The following is a 16341-nucleotide window of genomic DNA, read 5'->3' as shown; positions in this document are numbered from 1 at the left end:
TGTCGGGTGGCGGTTCTTGGCTATGGTCCTCCCCTGCACAAGCCTCAAGCCACGATCGGAGTTGGGGACATTGACGGCCTCCCCTGGTGACGGCGAGCACGCCGCCCGCGAGGGCTACTACCCGGATCCGTCCATCCCCGGGTACGTCCGGTACTGGAACGGCGCGTCCTGGGTTCCGGGTACGAGTCGCCCCGCGCCGGCCGTGCCTGCTGCGCCTGCCGTGTCTCCCGCTCCCGCTCCGGCTCCCGCCGAGGAGACGGGTCCGGTGTTCCTGGACGGCACCTCCGCGACCGGGCTGCTGCGCGGACCGGAGCCCGAACCGGAACCCGCACGGCAGCCCGAGCCGGTGGTGTGGCAGGCCGACCCCGCCCACCAGGCCGGCTTCGGCGGGCCGCGAGACCACCGGGTGTCGTGGGGCAGCCCCGCGGAGCCCGAGGCGGTGCGGCACGGGGCCGGGCAGCAGGGGGAGGAGCAGGTGGCCGGGCACGCTGCCGCCGGGCCGCACGGGTCGGGGCAAGCGGCCGGGCAGCAGGGGTCGGGGCATGCCGCCGGGCAGCACGAGCCGGGGCTCGCGGCCGGGCATGCCGCCGCCGGGCATCCGGCCGGGCAGCACGGGACCGCCCGTCCGGCGGGGATCTCGCTGGCCCGTACGGCCGCCGCCGCGGCGGCTCCGGCGACGCGGTTCCCCGCCCAGGCCCAGGGCATCCTGTCCGCCCGCTCCCCGGCCGCGGCTGCCCCGGCTCCGGCCCCGGCGGCGGCGGCCGCGCCCGCCCCTGCGTGGCCCGACGCCCCCGGGGGCTCCGGGGGCGGGTCCGGGATCACGTCCTCGTGGCCCGAGGCGGCCCCGCGCGCGACCGCCGCCCCGGCTGCGCAGGCCGCGCCGGCCGCACCGGCCGTGCCTTCCGAGGCGGCACAGGCGCCAGGGGCCGGACGGGCGCCAGACGCGGCACGCGCGGCCGAGGCCGAGGACTGGGTCCCGCCGCGCCCCGCCCCGGGCTCCCGCACCGCCGGGCGGACGCCCGAGCCGGCCCGACGTGCGGCCCCCGAGCCGGCCCGACGTGCGGCCCCCGAGCCGGCCCGACGCGCGGCCCCCGAGCCCGCCCGTCGCGCTGCCCCGGAGCCCGCCCGCCACACGGCCGCGGAGCCGGACGAGGCTCCCCCGGTGGAGGTGCGGGCGCCCCGGCCCGCCGGAGTCCGCCCGTCGGTGCCCAAGGCCGCCGAGGCCGCAGCCCCGGCTGCCGCCTCCCCGGCCGCCCGCCCGCAGACCACCGCCCGCGCCGTGTTCGAGCGGATGGCGGAGCGCGCCGTACGCCCGGCGGGGCTGCCGCGCCGGGCCATGGCCCGCCTCCTGGACTCCCTCGTCCTCGCCGCGGTCGCCGCCGGGGCCGCCTGGCCGCTCCTCCCCGCCGCCACCGCCCACGTCCAGGCCAAGGTGGACGTGGCCCGGGGCAGCGGCCGCGCCACCACCGTCTGGCTGGTGGACGCCACCATCGCCGGCCACCTCGGGCTGGTCCTCGGCGCGGTCCTGCTCTTCGGGGTCTTCTACGAGGCCCTGCCCACCGCCCGTTGGGGCCGCACCCCCGGCAAGAAGCTGCTCGGTGTCCGCGTACTGGCCACCGCCACCCTGCGCCCGCCCACCTTCGGCGCCGCCCTGCGCCGCTGGCTGGTGTACGCCTTCCTGGGCCTCCCCGGCAGCCTGTGGTGCCTCGTGGACCGGCCGCGCCGCCAGGCCTGGCACGACAAGGCGGCGAAGACGTACGTGGCCCGCTAGGGCGTCTCTTGGGCCCCCCGGGCCCGCCCGGACCCCCGAACGGACGCGTTCCCGTTGCGGGGGTACCGGAGCCGGGTTCGACTCGGGCCATGAGTACCGACCAGCCGCCGCCGGGCGAGAGGCCCGAGGACGACCCGTTCCTCAAGAAGCCCCAGGAACCGACACCCCCGCCGGGAGGCGGATCGCCGTACGGCTCACCGCCTCCCGGCGGGGGCGGGTATCCGCCTCCTCCGCCCCCGGGCGGTGCGGGCGGCGGCGGAGCAGGCGGGTATCCGCCCCCGCCGCCCCCCTACGGCGGCGGCGGGGACCCGTACGGCGGTGGCGGCGGCTACGGCATGCCCGATCCGCTCGCCGGGATGCCCCCGCTCGCCGACTTCGGCAAGCGGCTCGCCGCGCGCATCATCGACGTGCTGATCATCGCCGTGCCGCTGTTCCTCATCCAGCTGGCGTTCGGCACGAAGCGGTACATGGTCGAGACGAACGAGGGCGAGGACATCAGCGAGGTCATCACCCGCTCCTACAGCGGGAGCGGCCTGATCATGACGCTGATCTCGATCGTCGCGTACGTCGGCTACGACTGGTATTTCACCAAGAAGAACGGCCAGACGGTCGGCAAGAAGGCGCTGGGCCTGCGCGTCGCGATGCTCAACGACGGCAGCGTCCCGCAGTCCAACGCCGCCCTGGGCCGCGCCGCCATGCTCTGGCTGCCCACGCTGATCTGCTGCTTCTGCCTGTGGCCGATCGCGCTGGTCATCTCGATCCTCGTCGACAAGCCCTACAAGCAGGGCCTGCACGACAAGGTGGGCAAGACGGTGGTGGTCCAGTCCGGCTAGCACGCAGTCACGCAGTCACGCAGTCACGCAGTCACGCAGTCACGCAGACACAAAGACACACAGGGCGCGCGGACCGGCAGGCGCGCGGCACGTCGCGGCGCGGGCGGCTTCCCCACGGGGAGGCCGCCCGCGCCGCTTCGCGTCGGCCGCCCCCGTCGCGGGGCGGTGAACCACGTCTGTTTTCAGCCGATTTCGCGCGGCGCGGAGCAAGTGCGTGACGAACGTCTCAATGGTGCACGGGGTGTTCGGCGCCGGCCGTCCGGGGATCGGGCACCCGGGCGCCGTCCGTCGCTCCGGCCGTGTCCGCAGGGGCCGCGGTGGACCGCGTACGGGCCGCGTGGCGGCCGCGGCGCCTGGGGGCCGGCACGGTGACGGCGACGAGCAGGCCCAGGGCGAGGGCGGCCGCGGAGATGACCGCGACGCCCAGGCCGGTGCTCGTCTTCGAGAGCAGCAGCATGGCGATCGTCGAGACGACGACGGTGGCGGACCCGTAGGCGAGCTGTGCGGCAGTCGGACGCGGCATGGCGATATCCGTCCTCAAGGCGGGAGGGGGAGTCGGCTCAACTAGGTCGCGCGTCAAGTGACTCTAGGACCTGGGATGCCCGAGCGGAACCGCCGGTAAGCGTGACCTTACCCACGGTGCCGGAGCACAGGGGGCGCACGGGGTCATTCCTTCGCGCCGTGACGGGGGTCGGGAAGCGTCCTTCGCCCCATATGGCAGCGGAACGTCCGGATAGCGGAACTCGCCTACCGCATAGTGCAGTTGTAAGGAACAAGTCAAGGTCTGTCTTTTCTTTGTTCTCTCCGGTCAAATGTCGTCACTTGAGACGCGCGCCGCGCGGAACCCCCCGCTCCTATGGAGACGTTCCGACCTACGTTGCGGCCGCGGGAGGGGAACGACATCAAGTGACCAGCAACTCCGCACGGCGCCGCGCTCTGCGTGGCGCCGCCATCGGCGTGACCTTGGCCGCCACCGCGGCCTCCGGCGCCTTCATGACCACGGCCCAGGCCGACCCGGGCTCGTCCGCGCCGCCCGTCGCCGACCGGCAGGACCCGACGGCTCCGTCGAAGGAGCACGTCAAGCACGACCTCGAAGGCCCGTTCAGCGAGCAGCAGGCGCAGCAGCGCGAGGCCGCCCTGGAGCAGGTCCTGCAGGGCAAGAAGGACGTCGAGCAGCGCGGCGCCTCGAAGGTCGTCAAGCTCGACGACAAGAAGTACGTCGAGCTCGGCCGCGAGAAGACCGACAAGATCTTCACGATCCTCGTCGAGTTCGGCGACCAGGTCGACACCACGACCATGCACGACCCGGACGGCCCGGAGGGCCCCCAGCCCCCGGTCCAGAAGTACGGCGGCACCCCCGGTCCGCTGCACAACACGATCGCCCAGCCGGACCGCGCCAAGGACAACAGCACCGCCTGGCGCAAGGACTTCAGCCGCGACTACTTCCAGGACCTGTACTTCGGTACCGGCCAGGGCAAGCACTCGCTGAAGACCTACTACGAGAAGACCTCCTCGGGCCGCTACTCGGTCGAGGGCGAGGTCTCCGACTGGGTCAAGGTCCCGTACAACGAGGGTCGTTACGGCTCGAACTACTGCGGCCAGACCAACTGCTCCAACGTGTGGGACACCGTCAAGGACGGCGTCCTCGCGTGGACGGAGGCTCAGAAGAAGGCGGGCAAGACCGACGCCGAGATCAAGGCGCAGCTGGCCCAGTACGACCAGTGGGACCGCTACGACTTCGACGGCGACGGCAACTTCAACGAGGCCGACGGCTACATCGACCACTTCCAGATCGTCCACGCGGGCGAGGACGAGTCGGCCGGCGGCGGCGTGCAGGGCACCACCGCGCTGTGGGCGCACCGCTGGTACGCGTACGGCACCCAGGCGGGCAAGACCGGCCCGGAGAACAACAAGGCCGGCGGCACCCAGATCGGTGACACCGGCATCTGGGTCGGCGACTACACGATGCAGCCGGAGAACGGCGGCCTCGGCGTCTTCGCGCACGAGTACGGCCACGACCTCGGCCTCCCGGACCTGTACGACACCTCCGGTGGCGGCGAGAACGGCGTCGGCTTCTGGTCCCTGATGTCGGCGGGCTCCTGGCTCGGCACCGGCCAGGACTCCATAGGCGACCTCCCGGGCGACATGACGGCCTGGGACAAGCTCCAGCTGGGCTGGCTGAACTACGACACGGCCAAGGCCGCGACGAAGTCCACCCACAAGCTGGGCGTCGCGGAGTACAACACCAAGGACAAGCAGGCGCTGGTCGTCGAGCTGCCGAAGAAGAAGGTCCAGACGGACGTCGTCGCTCCCGCCGAGGGTTCCTCGCAGTGGTGGAGCAACATGGGTGACGACCTCAAGAACACCCTCACCCGCTCCGTGGACCTGACCGGCAAGTCCTCCGCGGCCCTGTCGCTCAAGGGCTGGTGGGACATCGAGGCCGAGTACGACTACCTCTACACCGAGGCCTCCACCGACGGCGGCGCCACCTGGACGCCCCTCGCCGGCACCGCCGACGGCGCGGCCCTCCCGGTCGACGCCTCCGGCAGCCCGTCGCTGACCGGTGTCTCGGGCGCCTGGAAGTCGCTGAACTTCCCGCTCGACGCCTACGCGGGCAAGAAGATCGACCTCCGCTTCCGCTACCAGACGGACGGCGGCGCGGGCGGCAAGGGCTTCACCGCCGATGCCGTCAACATCACCGCGGACGGCGCCACGCTGTTCACCGACGGCGCCGAGGACGGCGACAACGGCTGGACCGGCAAGGGCTTCTCGCGGATCGGTGCCGGCTTCGCCAAGGAGTACGCGCAGTACTACCTGGCCGAGAACCGCCGTTACGTCTCGTACGACTCCACCCTCAAGGTGGGCCCGTACAACTTCGGCTTCGGCAACACCCGTCCGGACTGGGTCGAGCACTACCCGTACCAGGACGGTCTGCTGATCTGGCAGTGGGACACCTCCCAGAAGGACAACAACACCAGCCAGCACCCGGGCCAGGGTCTGATCCTGCCGGTCGACGCCAACGCGAAGCCCATGAAGTGGGCGGACGGCACGCTGCTGCGCAACAAGATCCAGCCGTACGACGCGACCTTCAGCGCCTACTCGACGGACGCGTTCACCCTGCACAAGAACGGCGAGTCGCTGTTCCTGAAGCCGAAGCCGGCCAACCTGGTCTTCGACGACCGCAAGGGCAAGTACTTCTACGACGAGAACCCGACCGGATCGGTGAAGGTCACTGACACCAACACCAAGATCAAGATCCTGAAGGAGACCTACGACGGTGAGGTCATGACCCTCGAGGTCGGCCCCTCCTCGAAGTAATTCGGCAAAACCGCAGGTCAAAGCATGATCGGCCGTCGCCCTCTAGCGGGCGGCGGCCGATCGCGTTTAGATGCGTGGTGCGAGTTTCTTATTGACGGGGGAGATGACAGACATGCCCGGTGGAGGTTTCGTCAGACTGCCAGGCGGCAGCGTGGTGGTCGCGCTCACGCTGCCGAGGCCGTCGCTCGGCGAGGGCGCCGACGACGGAAACGTCCGGGTGCTGGTGCACGCTGCGAACCGGGCCCGCGCCCTGACCAGGCTGCGGAACCTCGGCATGCGGGCCGTGTACCTGCGGGGCAACGCCCAGCCCCCGACGCCGGACGAGGTCACGGCCGTCCTGCACCATCCGGACGGCCTGCTGTGGCGCTGCGCGCCCGACCGGGCGGAGGAGCTCTGGCACCCGATCAGGGCCCTGCTGGGCACCTAGCTCCTGTCCGGGCGATCTTCGTGGATCAGCCCGCGTCGTCTGGTGCGGTGCATCGCAAGGCGGAGGATCGCAGCTCGTACTCGACCGTACTCGCGCGGTCCGACAACGCGGCGAGGTGCCGTACCAGACGGCGCGGGCCCGCGAAGATCGCCCGGACAGGGCCTAGCGGCCACCTGAGGGCCTCCTGGGCCTCCGGGGGCCCGGTGGCGCGGCCGGGGCGGCTACGCGGCCCGGTCGCCCACGAGGACCACGCCCGCCGCCCGCAGCTCGTCCAGGGCGCGGGCGGTGGTGTGCGGGGCCACGGCGGCCGTCAGGTCCAGCAGGACGCGGGTGGCGAAACCGGCCTTGGCGGAGTCCAGGGCGGTGGCCCGGACGCAGTGGTCGGTGGCGATCCCGACCACGTCCACCTCGGTGACGTTCCGGTCGCGCAGCCATTCGGCCAGGGTCACGCCGTTCTCGTCGGCCCCCTCGAACCCGCTGTACGCGGCCTCGTACGCGCCCTTGTCGAACACGGCGGCGACCGCGCCGGAGGCCACGGCGGGGGCGAAGTTCGGGTGGAAGCCCACGCCCTCCGTCCCGGCGACGCAGTGCACCGGCCAGGAGGTCTCGTAGTCCGGCTCGGCCGGGGGGCGGGCGAAGTGCGGGCCGGGATCCACGTGGTGGTCCCGGGTGGCGACGACGTGCCGGTAGCCGGCCGTGGACTGGCCGATGAGCTCGGTGATGGCGGCGGCGACGTCGGCTCCGCCGGTGACCGCGAGGCTGCCGCCCTCGCAGAAGTCGTTCTGGACGTCGACGACGATCAGTGCGCGGTGCATGACGTTGTCCTTCGGCTCGGTGTCTCTGTGCGGCGGCGGGGCCCTGCGGGGGCTCTTCCCCCACCCCGCCCCTTCCCGAAACGGGGGCTCCGCCCCGGACCCCGGTCCCCGAACGCCGGACGGGCTGGAGTGCGCCCCGGCGGGGCTGAGATCGCCCTGCGGGCGGCATCAGCCAAATTCAGCCCCGCCGGCGTTTGAGGCGCGGGGTCCGGGGCGGAGCCCCGGCAGCGGACCCGCAGGGTTACGCGTACTCCGTAGGGATGACGGCCTCGCCGCGCGAGAGCTGGGTCGCGGACAGGGGGAGCCCCGCCCGGGCCGCCCGGTGACGGTCCCGCGCGGCCTCCAGCGGCTCGCGAGCGATCACCTCCCCGGCCTTGACCAGCTGCACGAGAAGCTGCGTGTCCGCCAGGGCCGACGGGACCGGGCCCACGCCCACGACCTCCGCCTCGGCCACCCCGTCGGAGTCGAGACGCCGCGCCGCCCACTTGCGGCCGCCGATGGAGGTCTTGCCGCCCGTGGACTTCTTCGCCACCGGGGCCAGCGCCGCCTTCGGGTCCGCCGAGGTCGCGCGCGCCACCAGCTTGTAGACCATCGAGCACGTCGGGTGCCCGCTGCCGGTCACCAGCTGGGTGCCGACCCCGTACGCGTCCACGGGCGCCGCGGCCAGCGAGGCGATGGCGTACTCGTCGAGGTCCGAGGTGACCACGATCCTCGTCGAGGTCGCGCCGAGCTCGTCCAGCTGCTGGCGCACCCGGTGGGCGACCAGCAGCAGGTCGCCGGAGTCGATGCGGACCGCACCCAGCCCGGTGCCGGCGACCTCCACGGCCGTCCGTACGGCCTCGGCGACGTCGTAGGTGTCCACGAGCAGGGTCGTCCCGCTGCCCAGCGAGGCCACCTGGGCGGTGAACGCGTCCCGCTCGTTGTCGTGCACCAGGGTGAAGGCGTGGGCGCTGGTGCCGACCGTCGGGATCCCGTACCGGAAGCCGGCCGCCAGGTCCGAGGTCGAGGTGAAGCCGCCGACGTACGCGGCGCGCGCCGAGGCCACCGCCGCCAGCTCGTGGGTGCGCCGCGCGCCCATCTCGATCAGCGGCCGGTCGCCCGCCGCCGAGGACATCCGGGAGGCGGCCGCGGCGATCGCCGAGTCGTGGTTGAGGATGGAGAGGATCACGGTCTCCAGCAGCACGCACTCGGCGAAGCTGCCCTCGACGCGCAGGATCGGCGAGCCGGGGAAGTAGACCTCCCCCTCCGGATAGCCCCAGATGTCGCCGGAGAAGCGGTACGAGGCCAGCCAGTCCAGGGTCCGCATGTCGACGACGGCCCGCTCGCGGAGGAATTCCAGCACCGCGGCGTCGAAGCGGAAGTTCTCCACCGCGTCGAGCACGCGCCCGGTTCCCGCCACCACGCCGTAGCGCCGCCCCTCGGGCAGCCGGCGGGTGAACACCTCGAAGACCGAACGGCGGTCGGCGGTGCCGTTCGCCAGGGCGGCCTGCAGCATCGTGAGCTCGTAATGGTCCGTGAAGAGCGCTGTCGACGGCACGTCCACCGGCAGGCCCAGGTCCGCAGGGTTCATGACACGGATGCTAGCGCACATTTCGTCAGAGTGACGAGATGTAGGGCCCGTTTGTGCGACGGGGCCGTCACAGTGGCAGCATGGGACGAGTGAGTGTTGCTCCCATTGAGATCGAACGCACCGAATCGGCCGAAGAGACCTACGCGGTCCCCGAACCCGACGTCCCCTGGGTGACCCTGGTGCACAACGACCCGGTCAACCTCATGAGCTACGTGGAGTACGTGTTCCAGGCGTACTTCGGCTACCCCAAGGACAAGGCGCACCGGCTGATGCTCGACGTCCACCACAAGGGGCGGGCGGTCGTCTCCAGCGGCACCCGCGAGGAAATGGAGCGCGACGTGCAGGCCATGCACGGCTACGGCCTGTGGGCGACCCTCACCCAGGACCGCAACTGATGGGCGGCACGTTCCAGGCGCTGAAGGGCGGCGGGGCCGCCATCGCGCTCGACGACATCGAGATCTCCATCCTGCGCTCCCTGGCGGTCCAGCTGCTGGAGCTGATCGGCCCCGGGGCGGCGGAGCCGGCCGAGGACGCCGACCCGCTGGCCGCACTGTTCGCCGAGGGCCCCTCCGAGCCCCCGTCCGACCCGGCCCTGGCCCGGCTCTTCCCCGACGCCTACGGGGCTCCCGACGGCGCCGGTGAGGCGGGCGTGGACCCGGCGGAGCTGACGGCCCGCTCGGCGGAGTTCCGCCGCTTCACCGAGAACGACCTGCGCGCCCGCAAGCGGGAGGACGCGCTGGCCGTCGTACGCAGCCTGGACGGGCTCACCCCGGACGCCGACGAGGTGGCGGTGCTGGAGCTGACCGGCGAGCAGCCGCTGCGCTGGCTCGGCGCCCTCAACGACCTGCGGCTGACCATCGCGGCCCGGCTCGACATCACCGAGGACGACGAGAGCGCGGTGCTCTTCCGGCTGCCGGACGACGATCCGCGCAAGCCGATGGTGATGGCGTACCTGTGGCTCGGAGGCCTCCAGGAGACGCTCATCGAGACCCTCTGAGACGAACACCGTTCGCTCAGCGGACGCTCAAATCCGGATAACGATCAGATCACCGCCATGCGGTGATCTGATGCGTTTCAGGACCTATGTCCCCAATTTCTGGTGTCCCACGTCACATTTCCCTGCCTCGCCCACCCATAAGCACGTGATAAATCTTCACGACCGCCGACGGGACGCCACCCATGTCCCCCTGCTGCTTGAACCGGCGGACCGCCGGCGTGCAACTCCATCCGTATCCGGGGGGATCGAGGACCGGACCGCTGCCTGTCGAAGGCGCGGCCCGGCGTGGAGAAAGGCTCACCAGACATGACCTCTGTGCAGGTCGAGCAGCACGACAGGACGCCCGCGGAGGGCGGCCAGGGCGAGGGCGGCGAGGGTTACCACCGCACTCTCGGTGCCCGCCAGATCCAGATGATCGCGATCGGCGGAGCCATCGGCACCGGCCTCTTCCTGGGCGCGGGCAAGGCGATCTCCAAGGCCGGCCCCAGCCTGATCCTGGCCTACGCCATCGCGGGCCTGGTCATCTTCTTCATCATGCGGGCCCTGGGCGAGCTGCTCATGTACCGCCCCGTCGCCGGTTCCTTCTCGGACTACGCCCGCGAGTTCCTGGGCCCGTTCTGGGGATACGTGACCGGCTGGACGTACTGGCTGTTCTGGGTGGTCACCGGCATCACCGAGGTCACGGCGGCCGCGCAGTACATGGCGTACTGGACCCATGACAGCTTCCCGCAATGGGCGTACGCGCTGATCTTCACGGTCATCCTCTACGGCGCCAACCTGATCTCCGTGAAGCTCTTCGGTGAGCTGGAGTTCTGGTTCTCCATGGTCAAGGTCACCGCCATCGTCGGCATGATCCTGATCTGCGCCGGCATCCTCACCATCGGCTTCTCCGACGCGGCCGACACCGCCACAGTCAGCAACCTGTGGAACGACGGCGGCTTCTTCCCCAAGGGCATCGGCGGCACGCTGATGACCCTGCAGATCGTGATGTTCGCCTTCCTCGCGGTCGAGCTGGTCGGCGTCACCGCCGGCGAGTCCAAGGACCCCCAGAAGACGCTGCCCAAGGCCATCAACACCGTGCCGTGGCGCATCGCCGTCTTCTACGTCGGCGCGCTGATCATGATCCTGTCGGTCGTCCCGTGGACGCACTTCCAGCCGGGCGTCTCGCCCTTCGTGGCCGCCTTCGAGCGCATGGGCCTCGGCGTCGGCGCCGCCATCGTCAACTTCGTGGTGCTGACCGCGGCCCTGTCCTCCTGCAACTCGGGCATGTACTCCACCGGCCGCATGCTGCGCGACCTCGCGCTCAACGGCCAGGGCCCGAAGATCTTCACCAGGCTGACCAAGAGCGGCACCCCGCTGATCGGCACCACCTTCTCGGCCTCGCTGATGCTGGTGGGCGTCTGGATCAACTACGTCGCCCCGGGCAAGGCCTTCGACTACGTCGTCTCCTTCGCCACCATCTCGGGCATGTGGGCCTGGATCATGATCCTGGTCTGCCAGATCCGCTACCGCGCCAAGGCCGACCGCGGCGAGCTGCCGCAGTCCACCTTCCGGGCCCCCGGCGCCCCGTGGACCAGCGTGTTCGCCCTCCTGTTCATCGGCATGGTCATCGTGATGATGGGCATCGACAAGGACGCCCGCGTCTCGCTCTACTGCGCGCCGCTGTGGGGTCTGCTGCTGGGCCTGACCTACCTGTTCTCCAAGCGCCGCGGCCAGGGCGGCGGCACCTCCGTGAAGGTCTCGCTGAGCGTGGACGTCTGACGCCACCGACCTCCTGTCCAGCATCCGGGCCCCCGCGTACCACTCCTCGGTACGCGGGGGCCCGTCTGCTTATCCTGTCGCTCATGCTGACCCTCACCCAGGCCCTGTACGACCAGATCGTCGAGCACGCCCGCCAGGACCACCCCGACGAGGCGTGCGGTGTCGTGGCCGGCCCGGCGGGCACCGACCGCCCCGAGCGCTTCATCCCGATGCTCAACGCGGCCCGCTCGCCCACGTTCTACGAGTTCGACTCGAAGGATCTGCTGAAGCTCTACCGCGAGCTGGACGACCGGGACGAGGATCCGGTGATCGTCTACCACTCGCACACCGCGACCGAGGCCTACCCCTCGCGCACGGACGTCACGTACGCGAACGAGCCCGGCGCGCACTACGTCCTGGTCTCCACGGCGGACAAGGACGGCCTCGGGGAGTTCCAGTTCCGCTCGTACCGGATCGTCGACGGCGTCATCACGGAAGAGGAAGTGCGGGTCGTCGAGGCCTACTGACCAGTATGTGAGCCGCGGCCGTCCACGATGCGGGATCACACTCCAAACGGGGGACCGGGAATCGTTAACATGACCGCATGGTTCCCCACGACGTGAGCATCGAGACGCCCGGCAGGCTGCTGCTCGTGGCGCGGCTGCACGTCGACCTGTGCCGCCTCGCCAGCGCCATCTGTCCCGCTGCCTGAGCCCCACAGCGCACCACAGCCCCTCTCGCGCGGGGGCGCACAAGAACCGCGCGGTTCACGCTCTCACGCCCCTTCACGACACTGGAGCCAGCCATGGCCATCGAGGTCCGCATCCCCACCATCCTCCGCACCTACACCGACGGCGAGAAGGCCGTCTCCGGTGAGGGCGCCACCCTGGCCGACCTGTTCTCGGACCTGGAGACGCGGCACAAGGGCATCCAGGAGCGCATCGTCGACGGCGGCCAGCTGCGCCGCTTCGTGAACGTCTACCTGAACGACGAGGACGTCCGCTTCCTGGACGGCATCTCCACCGAGCTCAAGGACGGCGACAACGTCACCATCCTCCCGGCCGTGGCCGGCGGCGCTGTCTGATGCGTTACGACTCCCCACTGGCCGCGGTCGGCAACACGCCGCTGGTCCGGCTGCCCCGGCTGTCGCCCTCCGACGACGTGCGCATCTGGGCGAAGCTGGAGGACCGCAACCCCACCGGCTCGATCAAGGACCGCCCCGCGCTCCACATGGTCGAGCAGGCGGAGAAGGACGGCCGGCTCCGACCGGGCTGCACGATCCTGGAGCCCACCTCGGGCAACACCGGCATCTCGCTCGCGATGGCGGCCAAGCTCAAGGGCTACCGCATCGTCTGCGTCATGCCGGAGAACACCAGCCAGGAGCGGCGCGACCTGCTGGCCATGTGGGGAGCCGAGATCATCTCGTCGCCGGCCGCCGGCGGCTCGAACACCGCGGTCCGGGTGGCCAAGGAACTGGCGGCGGAGCACCCGGACTGGGTGATGCTCTACCAGTACGGGAACCCGGACAACGCGGGTGCCCACTACGCCACGACCGGCCCGGAGATCCTCGCGGACCTCCCCTCCATCACCCACTTCGTGGCGGGCCTGGGCACGACCGGCACCCTGATGGGCGTCGGCCGCTACCTGCGCGAACACGTCGAAGGCATCAAGATCGTCGCGGCCGAGCCGCGCTACGACGACCTGGTCTACGGCCTGCGCAACCTGGACGAGGGCTTCGTCCCCGAGCTCTACGACGCCTCCGTCCTCACGACCCGCTTCTCGGTGGGCTCGGCGGACGCGGTCACCCGCACCCGCGAGCTCCTCCAGCAGGAGGGCATCTTCGCGGGCGTCTCCACCGGAGCCGCCCTGCACGCGGCGATCGGCGTCGGCCGCAAGGCGGTGGCCGCGGGCGAGTCGGCGGACATCGTCTTCGTCGTCGCGGACGGCGGCTGGAAGTACCTCTCGACGGGCGTCTACACGGCGGCCACCACGGAGGAAGCCATCGAGGTCCTCCAGGGCCAGCTCTGGGCGTAGCCCCTTCGGGGTTGCAAGATCCAGCCCCGCCGGCGTTTGAGGCGCGGGGTCCGGGGCGGAGCCCCGGGAAACGGTGAAAGGGCGGGGCGGGGACCAGCACGCGCAGCGGCACCCGCACCCGCCCGCTCCGCCCAAGCCCTAGCCCAGCAGCTCCGCGAGCACCGCGGCATGGCTGGACGCCGGGTCCTTGACCGCGGTCAGCAGCGTGACCGGCCCCGCCGCCACCAGGCCCCGCAGCCGGTCCAGCTCCGCCACCGCCTCCGGCCCGGCCAGCTCCGCCTCGTAGCGCCGCCGGAACTCCCCGGCGGAGCCGCCCGCGTGGAACCACTTGCGCAGCTCCGCCGACGGCGTGACGGCCTTCGGCCACTCGTCCACCCCCGCCGCCGCCTTCGCCAGCCCGCGCGGCCAGAGCCGGTCCACGAGGACCCGTACCCCGTCCGCCCCCGGCTCCGGCGGGTCGTACACGCGCCGCAGTCGCACCACCGGCGTCACAGGTCACCACCTCCGAGCCCCTTGACCTCGTCCCACACCGCCGGATCCAGCATGCCCAGCCGCTTGCGGAACTCCCACAGCGACACCTCCGCCGGCCGGTCCGCCTCCAGAAAACCGGCCCGGCCCTGCGCCCCCACCGTCCCCGGGGGCAGCGGGATCACCCCGGCCCGCCGGTCGTCGTACTTCCCGGTGATCCACGCGACCCGCGCCCGGTGGGTCCGTACCGGCCCCACCGCCAGCACCAGACAGGTCCGCCCGTCCGCCAGGCACCACAGCTCGCCCGGTCTCGGCCGGGGCTCCGGGCCGGTCCCGTGCGGCGGCGGGGGACGGCTGGGAAGCCCCAGCCGTTTCCCCGCGACCAGCATCACCAGTGCCAGGGCCACGACCGCGGCCACGGCGGGCCACCAGGACGTGTCCATGCTTCGACCGTAGCCGCGCGGGAACGCCCCGGCACGGCAACGCCAGTGCCCACCGTCGCTCCCCCGGGTGACAGCGCAGGTGATTCCCCCCACAACGGCCCGCCGCGGAGGAGCGACCGGACGTTTCGCGCCTTACGCTCGACGCACGCACGGCCCGCATTCCGTCCACGGACCGTCCACGGAGGTTCACGCTCCATGAAGCTCACCGTCGTCGGCTGCTCGGGTTCGTTCCCGTCCGCGGAATCGGCCTGTTCGAGCTACCTCGTCGAGGCCGACGGCTTCCGGCTGCTCCTCGACATGGGCAACGGCGCCCTCGGAGATCTCCAGCGCTACTGCGGTCTCTACGACCTCGACGCGATCTTCCTGAGCCATCTGCACGCCGACCACTGCATCGACATGTGCGGCTACTTCGTCGCCCGCTACTACCGGCACGAGGGCGGCCGCTGCGGCACCATCCCCGTCTACGGCCCCGAGGGCACCGAGAAGCGCCTGACGGCGGCCTACGAGGACGTCCCCGACGAGCGTTCCATGAGCGAGGTCTTCGACTTCCGCACCCTGAAGTCCGGCACCTTCGAGATCGGCCCCTTCCAGGTCCGCACCGAGCGGGTCTCCCACCCGGTCGAGGCGTACGGCATCCGCGTCGAGCACGGCGGCCGCTCGCTCACGTACTCCGGCGACACCGGCGTCTGCCCCGAGCTGGGGCTGCTCGCCGAGGGCACCGACCTCTTCCTCTGCGAGGCCTCCTTCACGCACGGCAAGGAGGACATCCCGGACCTCCACCTCAACGGCCGCGAGGCCGGCGAGTACGCGCGCGGCGGCCAGGTCGGCCGTCTCGTCCTCACCCACATCCCGCCGTGGACGGACGCCGCCCAGAACCTCGCCGACGCCCGCGCGGTCTACGAAGGCCCGGTCGACCTGGCGTACGCGGGCGCGGTCTACGAGCTCTGAGGCCCGTCCGGCGAGGTCTGCGTGCTCTGAGGCCCGTCCGGCGAGGTCCGCGACACCGCCACAGCACTAGGAGCGGGCCCGGCGGCCGCCGAGGGCCATCCGGTTCCAGGTGTGGCGCCGGCCCCGGATCGCCACCGAGTACGCGTACATCACCTCCGGGTCGCACATCCCCGGAATCCAGGAGTCCCCGAAGTGGTGGGCGTCGAAGCCCGCTTCCTTGGCGTTCAGCGCGAGCTGGGGCACCACGTTCGCGTGGCTGCCCTCCTGGCTGGTGCCGATGGCGCCCATCACGATCGCGCCCGCGTCCTGCACCGCCGCCACCGCCGCTGCGGCCAGCTCCCGCGTCACCCCCGGCAGGGTCCCGGGCAGCGGCATCACGACGCCGTCCGCGCCCGCGTCCACCAGCGCCGTCAGCCGCGCGGTGGTCACCCGCTCCGGATGCCCGGCGTGGTGCATCTTCCCCGACCACAGCGCCGCTTCGTCGCCCAGGCCCTCGCGCAGTTCCCCGGTGACCCGCGCCATCGCCTCGTACGAGCCGCCCGTGCCCGGGTTCGCCGTGATGCACAGCATCGCCGCGCCCATGCCGACCAGGCGCTTGGCGTACTCCGGCTTCGCCCGGCGGACCTCGGGTACGTCACCGGGCTCCAGGTTGACGCCGACGGGCCGCCCGATCACCTGGGCCAGCTCCGTGAACGAGGTGAACTCGCCCAGCCCGGGCAGCCGCAGCCGCTCGCCGTCCCAGGCCCGTTCGATGAGGTTCAGTACGACGATGTCCGCGCCGAAGGCGGCGACGAGCTCGGCGTTGTGCACTCCGCGGCCGTCCGGGTGCGGGGACATGGCGGCGCGTTCGGCGAAGACCTCGGCGACCACGGTCCGCCCCTCGGCGGCGGCGACGGCCCGGGTCAGGGCCCGGCCGCGCAGGGCGGCGAGCTGGTCACGGTCGAGGTCGAGGATGCGCTGTTCCGTCATGGTTCCAA

At 71.7% G+C, this 16341-nt stretch carries 18 protein-coding genes; 12 read left to right on the top strand and 6 right to left on the bottom strand.

Features of this window, described 5'->3' with window-relative positions:
* Positions 1 to 70 precede the first annotated feature (70 nt).
* Both AB0D94_RS26845 and AB0D94_RS26840 read left to right on the top strand, forming a co-directional pair.
* Positions 71 to 1771 carry an RDD family protein gene (locus tag AB0D94_RS26845; RefSeq protein ID WP_362056397.1) on the top strand — a complete coding sequence of 567 codons (1701 nt, stop codon included), beginning with the start codon at positions 71 to 73 and terminating at the stop codon, positions 1769 to 1771.
* An 89-nt stretch (positions 1772 to 1860) separates the two neighbouring features.
* Positions 1861 to 2604 (top strand): RDD family protein, encoded by a 744-nt coding sequence (locus tag AB0D94_RS26840; protein WP_362056395.1) that lies wholly within the window; start codon positions 1861 to 1863, stop codon positions 2602 to 2604.
* 226 nt (positions 2605 to 2830) lie between these two features.
* On the opposite strand, the gene AB0D94_RS26835 is transcribed toward AB0D94_RS26840, so the two are convergent.
* On the bottom strand, positions 2831 to 3127 hold the full coding sequence (locus AB0D94_RS26835) for a hypothetical protein (protein WP_362056393.1): 297 nt from the start codon (positions 3125 to 3127) through the stop codon (positions 2831 to 2833).
* 440 nt (positions 3128 to 3567) lie between these two features.
* Here AB0D94_RS26835 and AB0D94_RS26830 point away from each other — a divergent pair, with 440 nt between their 5' ends.
* Positions 3568 to 5922 carry an immune inhibitor A domain-containing protein gene (locus tag AB0D94_RS26830; protein ID WP_362056458.1) on the top strand — a complete coding sequence of 785 codons (2355 nt, stop codon included), beginning with the start codon at positions 3568 to 3570 and terminating at the stop codon, positions 5920 to 5922.
* Between the two features lie 112 nt (positions 5923 to 6034).
* Positions 6035 to 6349 (top strand): hypothetical protein, encoded by a 315-nt coding sequence (locus AB0D94_RS26825; RefSeq protein ID WP_362056391.1) that lies wholly within the window; start codon positions 6035 to 6037, stop codon positions 6347 to 6349.
* Positions 6350 to 6570: 221 nt separating this feature from the next.
* Here the strand turns inward: AB0D94_RS26825 and AB0D94_RS26820 are convergent, their stop codons facing one another.
* Both AB0D94_RS26820 and AB0D94_RS26815 read right to left on the bottom strand, forming a co-directional pair.
* Entirely contained in the window at positions 6571 to 7164 is a 594-nt protein-coding gene (locus AB0D94_RS26820; RefSeq protein WP_362056390.1) for an isochorismatase family protein, read from the bottom strand.
* Between the two features lie 241 nt (positions 7165 to 7405).
* Positions 7406 to 8734 (bottom strand): nicotinate phosphoribosyltransferase, encoded by a 1329-nt coding sequence (locus tag AB0D94_RS26815; RefSeq protein ID WP_266936460.1) that lies wholly within the window; start codon positions 8732 to 8734, stop codon positions 7406 to 7408.
* An 80-nt stretch (positions 8735 to 8814) separates the two neighbouring features.
* Here AB0D94_RS26815 and clpS point away from each other — a divergent pair, with 80 nt between their 5' ends.
* The 7 genes from clpS to AB0D94_RS26780 all read left to right on the top strand — a co-directional run bounded on the left by clpS (position 8815) and on the right by AB0D94_RS26780 (position 13505).
* On the top strand, positions 8815 to 9129 hold the full coding sequence (gene clpS, locus AB0D94_RS26810; RefSeq protein WP_362056387.1) for an ATP-dependent Clp protease adapter ClpS: 315 nt from the start codon (positions 8815 to 8817) through the stop codon (positions 9127 to 9129).
* Entirely contained in the window at positions 9129 to 9731 is a 603-nt protein-coding gene (locus AB0D94_RS26805) for a DUF2017 domain-containing protein (RefSeq protein WP_362056385.1), read from the top strand. The genes clpS and AB0D94_RS26805 overlap by 1 nt, the downstream gene beginning before the upstream one ends.
* A gap of 306 nt (positions 9732 to 10037) precedes the next feature.
* Positions 10038 to 11492, top strand: coding sequence for an amino acid permease (locus AB0D94_RS26800; protein WP_362056383.1), 1455 nt, complete (start codon positions 10038 to 10040; stop codon positions 11490 to 11492).
* A gap of 83 nt (positions 11493 to 11575) precedes the next feature.
* A complete protein-coding gene (locus AB0D94_RS26795) occupies positions 11576 to 11998 on the top strand; it encodes a M67 family metallopeptidase (protein ID WP_362056381.1) in 423 nt (140 codons plus the stop codon).
* Positions 11999 to 12075: 77 nt separating this feature from the next.
* Positions 12076 to 12183, top strand: a complete 108-nt coding sequence (locus AB0D94_RS26790; RefSeq protein WP_310941867.1) for a putative leader peptide — start codon at positions 12076 to 12078, stop codon at positions 12181 to 12183.
* 93 nt (positions 12184 to 12276) lie between these two features.
* A complete protein-coding gene (locus tag AB0D94_RS26785; RefSeq protein ID WP_362056378.1) occupies positions 12277 to 12555 on the top strand; it encodes a MoaD/ThiS family protein in 279 nt (92 codons plus the stop codon).
* Positions 12555 to 13505, top strand: a complete 951-nt coding sequence (locus AB0D94_RS26780; RefSeq protein WP_362056376.1) for a cysteine synthase — start codon at positions 12555 to 12557, stop codon at positions 13503 to 13505. The genes AB0D94_RS26785 and AB0D94_RS26780 overlap by 1 nt, the downstream gene beginning before the upstream one ends.
* 138 nt (positions 13506 to 13643) lie before the next feature.
* On the opposite strand, the gene AB0D94_RS26775 is transcribed toward AB0D94_RS26780, so the two are convergent.
* Together AB0D94_RS26775 and AB0D94_RS26770 are read right to left on the bottom strand one after the other, a co-directional pair.
* Positions 13644 to 13988: a DUF488 family protein gene (locus AB0D94_RS26775; RefSeq protein WP_362056456.1), complete on the bottom strand. Its 345-nt coding sequence runs from the start codon at positions 13986 to 13988 to the stop codon at positions 13644 to 13646.
* Between the two features lie 5 nt (positions 13989 to 13993).
* Positions 13994 to 14416, bottom strand: coding sequence for a hypothetical protein (locus AB0D94_RS26770; protein ID WP_362056374.1), 423 nt, complete (start codon positions 14414 to 14416; stop codon positions 13994 to 13996).
* 195 nt (positions 14417 to 14611) lie between these two features.
* On the opposite strand from AB0D94_RS26770, the gene AB0D94_RS26765 reads away from it, so the two are divergent.
* Entirely contained in the window at positions 14612 to 15364 is a 753-nt protein-coding gene (locus tag AB0D94_RS26765) for an MBL fold metallo-hydrolase (RefSeq protein WP_362056372.1), read from the top strand.
* 66 nt (positions 15365 to 15430) lie between these two features.
* Here the strand turns inward: AB0D94_RS26765 and AB0D94_RS26760 are convergent, their stop codons facing one another.
* Entirely contained in the window at positions 15431 to 16333 is a 903-nt protein-coding gene (locus AB0D94_RS26760) for a hypothetical protein (protein WP_362056370.1), read from the bottom strand.
* Between the last annotated feature and the right edge of the window lie 8 nt (positions 16334 to 16341).

Origin of the sequence: Streptomyces sp. NPDC048255 (genome assembly GCF_040652415.1) — a bacterium.
In the GTDB taxonomy this organism is placed as follows: Bacteria; Actinomycetota; Actinomycetes; order Streptomycetales; family Streptomycetaceae; genus Streptomyces.
This window is presented reverse-complemented; position numbering and strand designations above follow the sequence as displayed.